At 73.5% G+C, this 9,777-nt stretch carries 11 protein-coding genes; 8 read left to right on the forward strand and 3 right to left on the reverse strand.

What is annotated here, in order from left to right; genetic code table 11:
- Positions 1 to 2: 2 nt before the first annotated feature.
- Positions 3 to 773, reverse strand: a complete 771-nt coding sequence (locus tag ACFP3R_RS22220) for an SDR family oxidoreductase (protein ID WP_380638295.1) — start codon at positions 771 to 773, stop codon at positions 3 to 5.
- On the reverse strand, positions 770 to 1,609 hold the full coding sequence (gene kduI, locus ACFP3R_RS22225) for a 5-dehydro-4-deoxy-D-glucuronate isomerase (protein WP_380638296.1): 840 nt from the start codon (positions 1,607 to 1,609) through the stop codon (positions 770 to 772). The genes ACFP3R_RS22220 and kduI overlap by 4 nt, the downstream gene beginning before the upstream one ends.
- Positions 1,610 to 1,737: 128 nt before the next feature.
- Here kduI and ACFP3R_RS22230 point away from each other — a divergent pair, with 128 nt between their 5' ends.
- The 8 genes from ACFP3R_RS22230 (at position 1,738) to ACFP3R_RS22265 (ending at position 9,096) form a co-directional block, all read left to right on the forward strand.
- Positions 1,738 to 2,874 carry a substrate-binding domain-containing protein gene (locus ACFP3R_RS22230; protein ID WP_380638297.1) on the forward strand — a complete coding sequence of 379 codons (1,137 nt, stop codon included), beginning with the start codon at positions 1,738 to 1,740 and terminating at the stop codon, positions 2,872 to 2,874.
- A 164-nt stretch (positions 2,875 to 3,038) separates the two neighbouring features.
- Entirely contained in the window at positions 3,039 to 4,469 is a 1,431-nt protein-coding gene (locus tag ACFP3R_RS22235) for an RICIN domain-containing protein (RefSeq protein WP_380638298.1), read from the forward strand.
- 296 nt (positions 4,470 to 4,765) lie between these two features.
- Positions 4,766 to 5,485 (forward strand): spermine/spermidine synthase domain-containing protein, encoded by a 720-nt coding sequence (locus ACFP3R_RS22240; RefSeq protein WP_380638299.1) that lies wholly within the window; start codon positions 4,766 to 4,768, stop codon positions 5,483 to 5,485.
- Between the two features lie 205 nt (positions 5,486 to 5,690).
- Positions 5,691 to 6,542 (forward strand): hypothetical protein, encoded by an 852-nt coding sequence (locus tag ACFP3R_RS22245; RefSeq protein WP_380638300.1) that lies wholly within the window; start codon positions 5,691 to 5,693, stop codon positions 6,540 to 6,542.
- Positions 6,543 to 6,649: 107 nt separating this feature from the next.
- On the forward strand, positions 6,650 to 7,171 hold the full coding sequence (locus ACFP3R_RS22250; protein ID WP_380638301.1) for a YbaB/EbfC family nucleoid-associated protein: 522 nt from the start codon (positions 6,650 to 6,652) through the stop codon (positions 7,169 to 7,171).
- Positions 7,172 to 7,186: 15 nt separating this feature from the next.
- Positions 7,187 to 7,540: a type VII secretion target gene (locus tag ACFP3R_RS22255; RefSeq protein WP_380638302.1), complete on the forward strand. Its 354-nt coding sequence runs from the start codon at positions 7,187 to 7,189 to the stop codon at positions 7,538 to 7,540.
- Positions 7,540 to 8,403 (forward strand): hypothetical protein, encoded by an 864-nt coding sequence (locus ACFP3R_RS22260; protein WP_380638303.1) that lies wholly within the window; start codon positions 7,540 to 7,542, stop codon positions 8,401 to 8,403. The genes ACFP3R_RS22255 and ACFP3R_RS22260 overlap by 1 nt, the downstream gene beginning before the upstream one ends.
- Positions 8,404 to 8,721: 318 nt before the next feature.
- A complete protein-coding gene (locus ACFP3R_RS22265; protein ID WP_380638304.1) occupies positions 8,722 to 9,096 on the forward strand; it encodes a DUF3040 domain-containing protein in 375 nt (124 codons plus the stop codon).
- A gap of 3 nt (positions 9,097 to 9,099) precedes the next feature.
- On the opposite strand, the gene ACFP3R_RS22270 is transcribed toward ACFP3R_RS22265, so the two are convergent.
- Positions 9,100 to 9,261, reverse strand: a complete 162-nt coding sequence (locus ACFP3R_RS22270) for a hypothetical protein (protein ID WP_380638305.1) — start codon at positions 9,259 to 9,261, stop codon at positions 9,100 to 9,102.
- Between the last annotated feature and the right edge of the window lie 516 nt (positions 9,262 to 9,777).

The following is a 9,777-nucleotide window of genomic DNA, read 5'->3' on the forward strand; positions in this document are numbered from 1 at the left end:
GGTCACCGGGCCAGCCAGCCCCCGTCGACCGGGAGCACGGTGCCGTGGACGTAGTCGGCCGCGCGGGAGCAGAGGAACAGCACCGCGCCGGCGATGTCGTCGGGCTCGGCCCAGCGGCCGGCCGGGATGCGCTCCAGGATGGACCGGGTGCGGTCCGGGTCCGCGCGCAGCGCGCCGGTGTTGTCGGTGGCGACGTAGCCGGGGGCCACGGCGTTGACGTTGACGCCGCGGTGGGCCCACTCGTTGGCCAGCGCCTTGGTCAGCCCCGCCACGCCCGCCTTCGACGCGGTGTAGCCGGGCACGGTGATCCCGCCCTGGAAGCTCAGCACCGACGCGATGTTCACGATCCGCCCCGAGCCGCGCGCCAGCATCGACCGGCCGACCTCGCGCGAGAGCACCCACGTGGCGCGCAGGTTGACCGCCAGCACGTGGTCGAAATCGGCGTCGGCGTGCTCGGCGGCGGGGGCGCGGCGGATCGTGCCGCCGTTGTTGACCAGCACGTCCACATCCCGCGCGGCCAGCAGCGCGCCCAGCTCCGCCACCTGCCCTGGGTCGGCCAGGTCGGTGCGCACCGGGGTGAACACCCGGCCCTCGCCCTCCACCGCCGCCCGCGCCGCGCTGTCGCCCCCCGGCATCGAGGCGCTGACGCCGATCACGTCGGCGCCCGCGGCGGCCAGCAGCCGCGCCACCGCCAGGCCGATGCCCCGGCTCGCGCCGGTGACGGCCGCGACCCGCCCGGTCAGGTCGAACAGGCCCGACACCTCCGGGTTCACCGCAGCACCGCCGCGGGGTGCGGGTCCATGTCGTCGAAGGACTGGTTCTCCCCCGCCATGGCCCACACGAAGCTGTAGGAGGCGGTGCCCACGCCGCTGTGCAGCGACCACGGCGGCGAGATCACCGCCTGCCGGTCGGCCACCACCAGGTGCCGCGTCTCGGTCGGCTCGCCCAGCAGGTGCACCACCCGGGCGTCCTCGGGCAGGCCGAAGTACAGGTACACCTCCGTGCGCCGCTCGTGGGTGTGCGCGGGCATGGTGTTCCACATGCTGCCCGGGTGCAGGGCGGTCACGCCCATCACCACCTGGCAGCTGCGCACGCCGTCCTCGTGGACGTACTGGGTCAGCGTCCGGCGGTTCGAGGTCAGCGGGTCGCCCAGCTCGCGCACCGTGCCACCGCCGGGCTCGACCAACACCGTCGGGTAAGCGGTGTGCGCGGGCGCGGAGAACAGGTAGAAGGCGGCGGGCGCGTCGGTGTCGTCGGAGGCGAAGGACACCTCCACCGCGCCCCGGCCGACGTAGAGGCAGGCGGTCGGCGCGAGCCGGTGCTCCTCACCGTCCACCGTCACCGTGCCCGCGCCGCCGACGTTGACGATCCCGGCCTCACGCCGCTCGAAGAAGCGCTCCGCCCGGATCTCCGGGAAACCCGGCAGGCTCAACGGGCCGGTGCGCGGCACCACGCCCACCAGCACCACCCGGTCGTGGTGGCTGTGCACCGCCCGCACCTCGTCGTCGGCGAACAGCTCCTCCACCAGGTAGTGCCCCCGCAGCTCCTCCGTCGTCATCGACGGCACCTGCTGCGGCGCGGTCGCGTAGCGCTGCTCCACGAGCCTCACCCTCTCTCGCTGATCGTTTCACCGCTTGTCGACAATAAACAGTCAATCCCAGTCACAAAGCGGAAGCAAGGCTGTACGGTTCGTTGTTACGATCAGTTTCGATCACCACCCGAGGCGAGCAGGCGGTCATGGCGGACACACCCGGAGCGGACGCCAGGGGCGCGATGCTGCCCGCCGCGCGGCGGCAGTGGCTGCTGGAGCACCTGGCGGGCCGGGGCGTCCTGCGCATCACCCACATCGCCCGGATCATGGGCGTCACCCCGGTGACCGTCCGGCGGGACGTCAACGACCTGGCCGGCGAAGGTCTCGTCGAGCGCGTGCACGGCGGGGTCAGGCTCGTCACCGGCGCGTCCGCCGCCCTCCCCGGGCGCGGGCCGGGCGCCACGCCCGCCATCGGGATGGTCGTGCCCTCGCTCGACTACTACTGGCCCGAGGTCATCCGCGGCGCGCAGGACGCCGCGCAGGAGAACTGCGCCCGGCTCGTGCTGCGCGGCGCGTCCTACCGGGTCGACGAGGTGCGCCACCAGGCGGAGTGGATGATCGGCAGCGGCGCGGTGGACGCGCTGCTCGTCGCGCCGCCCACCCGGGGCGCGGAGGCCGAGGAGCTGGTCTCGTGGCTGACGGCCCTGGCCGTGCCGGTGGTCCTGGTCGAGCGCTCCGCGGTGTCGGGCCCCTACCGCCAGCACGTCGAGTCCGTGCGCACCGACCACGCCGCGGGCGCCGAACTGGCGGTGCGCCACCTGCACGGCCGGGGGCACCGCCGCATCGGGCTCGTCGTCAGCGCGAGCAGCCCCACGTCCGGCCAGGTCCGCGACGGCTGGCACCGGGCGACCGCCGACCTCGACCTCCCGCCCGCCCCGGAGGTGCTCGTCGCGGCCTACTACGAGCCGGGCTGGGGCGTGGACGTCGACCGGGTCCTGGACCTGTGCGCCGAGCAGGGCGCCACCGCGCTCGTGGTGCACTCCGACCGGGAGGCGGTGTCGCTGGTGCAGCGGGCCGAGGAGCGGGGCGTGCGCGTGCCCGGTGACCTCGCGGTCGTGGCCTACGACGACGAGGTGGCCAGGTTCGCCCACCCCCCGCTCACCGCCGTGCGACCGCCCAAGTACGCCATCGGCGGCACCGCCGTGCACCTGGCGCTCGACCGCCTGGCGCACGGCGCGGACCGGCCCGTCCGCCGGGTCGTGCTCAGCTCCGAACTGCTCGAACGGGATTCGACCGGCTCCCCCGCGCGAACCCCGCGCCAGGCCACCGGCAACCGTCCCTGAACGTTTTTCTTCGCTTCTCTGCGCCGATTTCCGTTTTTCTTCTCCGGCGACCTGAACACGGTCGGCTCGTGTCCTATTTTTCACTTCACCCCTTGCTGCCGTCGGTCATGTCCTCTTAACCTGACTGAGATCGGAATCACACACCCTCCCTGCAAGGAGTTGCCGTGCCACAACGCCGTGGCTCCACCGCCGTGCTCTCGGCGGTCCTGCTCGGGAGCGCCCTGCTGGTCACACCGGCCGAGGCGGCTCCCGTCACCATCGCCAACGGAACGCAGTTCACCGACACGTCCGGGCAGGTCGTGCACGCGCACGGTGGCGGTGTCATCAAGGTGGACCAGCACTACTACTGGTTCGGCGAAAACCGGAACGCGGACAACACCTTCCGCGCGGTTTCCGTTTACCGGTCCACCGACCTGCGCACCTGGGAATTCCGGAAGGACGTGCTGACCCAGGCGTCGAACCCCGAGTTGGCGGTGGCCAACATCGAACGACCGAAAGTGATCTACAACAGTTCGACCGGCCGTTTCGTGATGTGGATGCACAAGGAGAACGGCAGCGACTACGGCGAGGCGAGGGCGGCCGTGGCCAGCTCCGCCACCGTCGACGGGGACTACACCTGGCACGGCAGCTTCCGCCCGCTGAACCACATGTCGCGCGACATCACCCTGTTCCGCGACGACGACGGCACCGGGTACATGATCTCCGCCGCCCGGGAGAACGCCGACCTGCACATCTACCGGCTCACCGCCGACTACCGCCAGGTCAGCAGCAGGGTGCACGTGCTGTGGCCCGGCTCCTGGCGCGAGGCGCCCGCGCTGTTCAAGCGCAACGGCGTGTACTTCCTGCTCACCTCCGGCGCCACCGGCTGGGCCCCCAACCAGCAGAAGTACGCGACGGCGAGCAGCGTGGCCGGCACGTGGAGCGCGCTGGCCAACGTCGGCGACGGCACCGCCTACAACTCGCAGACCGCGTTCGTGCTGCCCGTCCAGGGCTCGCAGACCACCTCCTACCTGTACCTGGGCGACCGGTGGGCCGGCGCCTGGGACGGCCGGGTCAACGACTCCCGGTACGTGTGGCTGCCGCTGAGCTTCCCCAGCGGCACCACCATGTCGATGAGCTACGCGTCCCGGCTGACCATCGACACCGCCACGGGCACCGTGACCCCGGTGTCCTCCCCCGCCTACACGCTGGCCGCCCGGCACAGCGGCAAGTGCCTGGACGTCCCCTCCTCCAGCCAGGTCACCGGGGCGCAGGTCAAGCAGTACCCCTGCAACGGCGGCAACAACCAGAAGTGGGAGGCGCAGAGCACGGGTGACGGCCACTACCGACTGGTCGCCCGGCACAGCGGCCTGTGCCTCGACGTGGACGCCGGCTCCACCACCGACGGAGCCGTGGTCGGGCAGTGGACGTGCGGCAGCGGCGCCAACCAGCAGTGGCAGTTGCAGGACGCGGGCAACGGCTACGTCCGCGTCGTGGCCCGCCACAGCGGCAAGTGCCTGGACGTGGTGAGCGCCTCGACCGCCGACGGCACGCTGATCAAGCAGTACGCCTGCAACAGCGGCAACAACCAGCAGTGGACCAGGGCGAACGCCTGACGCCCGCGCGCCGGGGCGGGTGGTCCCGACCGCCCGCCCCGGTTCCCGCGTGCTCCCGGTCGGCGCGGCACCCGCGAGGGCGTGCCGCACCACCGGCGGGCCGGCGGTGTCCACAACGGACGTGCACTCCGGCGGGCTGCCGACTGCCGGCCGACCACCGCCCCCCGACCTCGCGATCGGCCTCCCCGCGACCGGCGCGCGCCACTGCTGCGATCATGGCGCCGCCCGGCCTCGTTCCCCGAGGACCACCGCGGTGCTCGGCAACGACCGACGAGGGACGACACGGAGGCAACCGGATGGGTGCGCGTTTCCAGGAGCTCGACTGGCGCCGGACACCGCTGGGCGAACTCGTCCTGCGCCGCCGCTGGGACCCGGTCTTCGACCGGGAGGTCCACGAGATCAAGCTCAACGACGAGTTCCTGATGTCCAGCCTGTTCACCGTCTCCGAGGTGGAGCTGGCGCGCAAGGCCCTCGCCGGGCTCACCGGGCCGCTGGACGTCCTCGTGGGCGGTCTCGGGCTCGGCTACACCGCGCGCACCGTGCTGGAGCACCCGGGCGTGCGGTCCCTGCTGGTCGTCGACGCGCTCGCCGAGGTCATCGACTGGCACCGCCGGGGCCTGGTGCCCGGCGGGACCGAGCTGGCCGGCGACCCCCGCTGCACGCTCCTGCACGCCGACCTCTTCGCCCTGGCGCGCTCCGCCGACGGGCTCGACCCGACCACGCCCCACCGGCGCTTCCACGCGGTGGTCGTCGACGTCGACCACTCGCCCCGGCACCTGCTGCACCCGGACAACGCCGATTTCTACGGCTCCCCCGGCATCCACCGCCTCACCCAGCGGCTCCACCCCGGCGGCGTGTTCGCCCTGTGGTCCAACGAACCCCCCGACGACGGCTACACCGCGGCGCTGGCCGAGCACTTCGCCCACGCGGTCGCCGAAGTGGTCCGCTTCCCCAACCCCCTCCAGGGGCGCGACGCGACCAGCACCGTCTACCTGGCGACCACGTCGGCCGGGTGACCGCCCGCCGGACCCCCGGTTTGCGCCGGCACCCCGCGGTGCGGCATCTTGGCGCGCGACGTCGAGGAGTCCGGTCGGCACACCCACCCGTGACCGCGGTGGGCTGTTCGACGTGGACGGAGGACCCCATGCGTTTCCGGTCGACGTGCCGGCCCTCACCCCACCGGGCCACCCGGTGGTCCCGGCCCCCGCGGGCGGTGACGGCATGAGGGTGCTCCCGGGCGCGATCCCCGGTGTGACCGACCCGGGCGCGGTGGCGGCGCTGCAACCGCGGTGGGCGCGGACGACCCGGCTGCTGCGGTGGTCGGCGGTGGTGCTGCCGTGGACCGTGGCGGGCGTCTGCGCGGTGTTCGCCGTGCTGGCCGGGTCGTGGTGGGCGGTGCTGCCGGTGTCGGCGGCGGTGGCCGCGGCCTGGGTCGGGGTGCTGCGGCTGCGGCGGGGGTCGGCGGAGCCGTCGTCCTGGTTGGCCTCGGCGTTCCTCGTCGCGGGGTGCCAGGTGCTGCTCGGCGTCGTCCCGGGGTCCGGGCTGGCGCTCTCGCACTCGTCCTCCTCCGGCGGGCGGGCCGCCGCGGGCGTGCTGTTCGTCGTCGCCTGGGCGTGCGCGATCTCGTCCTGCGTCCTCGCCCACCGGGCGAACCGGGCCCTGACCACGCCCGTGGTGCCCGAGCTGGGCGCCACCGACCTCACGCTCACGCTCGCCGTGCGGTTCGCGCTCGCCACGCCGGACCTGGCCTCGGCGCGGCTCGACGTCGGGGAGGACCGGCTCACCTGGTCCGCCCGCCTGCACCGGGGCCGGGGCGCCGGCCCGCGCGCCGAGCGCGTCGTGCCCTTCGCCCACCTGCGCGACGTCGTGGTGATCGCGCTGCCGCCGCGCCCCACCCCCGTGACCTGGCTCCAGCTCCCGGACGGCACCGTGCTCCACGCCCCGCCCGGCCCCGCGCTGCTGGTGCGGACGGCCGCCGGCGAGTGGGTGCTGCCCGTGGACGACGCCCCGCTGGTGCGGGAGCTGGTGCTGACCCGGCGGAACCGCTGGGCCCGGCGGCCGGCCACCCCCTGATCGGGCGAACCTGGCGAAAAGCCCGCGAGGTCGCCGGTGAGCGGTTAGCGTGCGAACCCGCCACGACCACCGCGACGACGTCCCGCGACCATCCGGAAAGGACTCCTGTGATCAACCCCGACCCCGCGAAGGCGGCGGAGGACCTGGACAGGTGGGCCGCCGGTCTTGAGCAGCGGGCGCAGCGGTACCTGCGGCTGCAACAGCAGATGAACGCCACCAGCGCCAGCGCCTCGTCGCCCGACGGCACCGCCCGGGTCACCGTGGACAGCAACGGCGTCCCCACCGACATCGCGCTGACCGACCGCGCGCGGGGCGCCGAGCCGGCGGCGATCTCGGCCCAGGTCATGGCCGCGATGCGCAACGCCCAGGCGAAGCTGCGGCAGCAGGTCCAGGACCTGGTCGCGGCGACCGTGCCGGTGGACGACGCGCCCGCGCGCAACATCGTCGCGCAGTACCGGGAGCGGTTCCCCGACGAGGTCGTGGAGCCGGACGCCGGCCGCGAGGCGCACCGGGAGCTGCGCATCGGCCAGGTCGAGGACGACGCGCCGCAGCAGCAGCCGCCACCGCGCCGGCCGCCGGGCGGCGACGGACCCGACGACGGCTGGGAAGACCGGTCGTTCCTGCGCTGAGGAGGGTGAAGGACCATGGGAGACGGGTTCACCGTCGACTCCGGGGAGCTGGCCGCCCAGGCCGGCGCGCTCGACGGGTTCGCGACGCGGGCGGACACCGCCACCGACGCGGGCCGCCACGTCACGAGCCTGGACGACGCCTACGGCCTGCTGTGCCGGCCGTTCGCCGACCTGCTCAAGGACCCGCAGCAACGCGGGGTGGACACCCTCCAGGCCACCTCGGAGAGCCTGCGCCAACTGGTGACCGACCTCGGCGACACCGCGAAGACCTACCGCGAGGCGGAGGAGAAGGTCTCGGCGGTGCTGCGGGCGCTGGTCAGGTCGCTGGAGGCCGTGTCGGCGGCGCCGCGCGTCGGGAGAGGCAACTGATGGTCGACGTGGACGGCTCCAGCACCAACCCGCTGGTGGACGAGCGGTCGGACCTGCGGAACAACTACCTCCAGGACCTCAACCCCCTGGAGAACACGGGCGCGCCCGACGCCGAGCAGGGCACCGGCTTCATGACCGGCATCACCGCGTTCGAGGCGGGGTGGACCATCGCCCAGGGCATCGACCAGAACGACCTGGGCCTGATCATCTCCGGCGTGGCGGCGGGCGCCCTGGACGTGGCGAGCGCGGCGGTCGACCCGATCGCCTACGTCGCCGGGCAGCTGTTCTCCTGGATGCTGGAGCACGTCGAGCCGGCGCGGGCCGCGCTGCACGCGGTGACCGGCAACCCGGACATGGTCAAGGGCTACGCCCAGACCTGGACCAACATCGAGCAGGAGATGCTCGCGCTGGGCGAGGAGTTCCGGGAGACCGCGCGCGGCGGGGTGCCCTCCTGGACCGGGGACGCCGCCGACGGCTACCTGCGCAAGGCGGAGGCGATCGCGGGCATCGCCCAGGGCGCGGCGGGCGGCGCGCACGGCATCGCGGGCATCACCCTGGCGATGGCCGAGGTGGTCGGCGGCATCCGGGTGGCCATCCGGGACCTGCTGGCGACCCTGGCGGGCGCGCTGGTGAGCTGGGCGATCGAGCTGGCCTGCACGCTGGGCGCGGCGGCGCCGGTGGTCGTGGCCCAGGCCACCGCCAAGATCGCGCAGGTGGTGCGCCTCGTGGCGAACATGCTCAGGGCGCTGGGCAAGGCGCTGTCGAGCGCGCTGACCTGGCTGGTCCAGCTGCGCGACCTGTTCGACGGCTTCTGGCGCGCCCTCAACGAGCTGAAGAAGAGCCAGGCGACCGCGCCGGCGTGACATCCGGCTCCCGTTCCGGCCGGGCTCGCGGCGAACTGTCAGTGATCAACACCTGTTGGTGACCGCCACGGCCCTGCACGGCAGTGGTGGTGGGCGCCGGACCGACCGGCTTGGCGGCGGCGTGCGGGTTGGCGGTGCGGGGCGTGCCCGTGCGCGTGGTGGACGCGGCGAACGCGCTGCTTGCCGGTGTCCGGCAAGGAACGGGGCTTCCACTCGGCCGCGTTCACCCCTTCTGCCCATCGCCCGGCCAGGAGAGCATCAAGGGGAACGGCGGCCGGGGTGTCGGCCGCCGAGCCGGGGGGCGGGGGGAGGGCCGACATGCGGTGGTCGCTGTGGCTCGTGCTGATCGGATTGCTGCTGGCCTCGCTCACCCGCACCCCACCGGTGGCCACCGCCCTCGCCACGGGCCTGGTCACCGCCGGGTTCGGCGCGCGGCGCCGCTTCCGCGACCGGCTCCCCCACCACCGCTGCGGCGTGGCGGGGTCGGGACGCGCCGCGCTCCTCCTGGCGCCCGTCGTGCTGAGCCCCGGGGAGCGGGAGCTGTTCCGGGCGATCGAGGGTCGGTTGGAGACCGAGGACCCGGAGTTCGCGCGACGCCTGCGCTCCCTGACCCGGCCGCACACCGCCCCCGGACCGGACGAACCCCTCCCGCCGGAGGCCGACGGCGACGGCCCGAACCGCCGCGACGCCTGACGCTCAGCTCCCGCCCGTCCGGTATCGCGCGAGCAGGAGCAGCACCACCCCCGCCAGGGCGCACCCCAGCCCCGTGAACACCGCCGCGCGCGGCCCCTGCTGGATCGCCGCGCCGGCGACCAGGACGAGGGTCACCAGGCCGAACACCGCCGCTTTCCCCGCCATCACCGCTCCTGTCCTCCGTGGCCGAGCCCCGTCGCGCCGACCGCGACCCCGGGAGCCGGGGCAACGGTAGCGATCTCCATGATGACCACCGCGGAATGAGCCGCGCTGGGCATGACGTCTATCGAAAGTTTCGGTGCACCGAAAACCGCCCTTGCCGCACCATATTGCCGTACCCGAGCACGGCATTCGGCCGCACGACAGGCAGATGAGATGCAGCGGTGTTGACAACTTTCGGCAATCGGTCCGAAACTTTAGACAGTCGGTACGTGATCAGCGGTCGTGGTCGCGACCTACCGCCCACCTGTCTCAAAGGAGAGCATCGGTGATCATCAGTTTGGGTCGCTCCAAAATCCGTTCGACGGTCATCATGCTGGCGATAGCGGCGTTGACGCTCGCCGGAGCACTGGTGGCGACGGCCAAGACCACGCCCCTCCGGGCCGCCGCCGGTGACGTGTCCATCGCGGCGGTGGAGGACGACGGCGCGGACTGCCCGGTGACCCTGCCCGGGTCGACCCC

Source organism: Saccharothrix lopnurensis, from assembly GCF_042658445.1.
Classification (GTDB): Bacteria; Actinomycetota; Actinomycetes; order Mycobacteriales; family Pseudonocardiaceae; genus Actinosynnema; species Actinosynnema lopnurensis.

Bases quoted from the DNA above. Each gene is read 5' to 3' on its own strand.
- ACFP3R_RS22240 (WP_380638299.1), top strand. From the start codon at position 4,766: ATGGGTGCGCGTTTCCAGGAGCTCGACTGGCGCCGGACACCGCTGGGC.
- ACFP3R_RS22245 (WP_380638300.1), top strand. From the start codon at position 5,691: ATGAGGGTGCTCCCGGGCGCGATCCCCGGTGTGACCGACCCGGGCGCG.
- ACFP3R_RS22230 (WP_380638297.1), top strand. From the start codon at position 1,738: ATGGCGGACACACCCGGAGCGGACGCCAGGGGCGCGATGCTGCCCGCC.
- ACFP3R_RS22270 (WP_380638305.1), bottom strand. From the start codon at position 9,261: ATGGCGGGGAAAGCGGCGGTGTTCGGCCTGGTGACCCTCGTCCTGGTC.
- ACFP3R_RS22255 (WP_380638302.1), top strand. From the start codon at position 7,187: ATGGGAGACGGGTTCACCGTCGACTCCGGGGAGCTGGCCGCCCAGGCC.
- ACFP3R_RS22260 (WP_380638303.1), top strand. From the start codon at position 7,540: ATGGTCGACGTGGACGGCTCCAGCACCAACCCGCTGGTGGACGAGCGG.
- ACFP3R_RS22265 (WP_380638304.1), top strand. From the start codon at position 8,722: ATGCGGTGGTCGCTGTGGCTCGTGCTGATCGGATTGCTGCTGGCCTCG.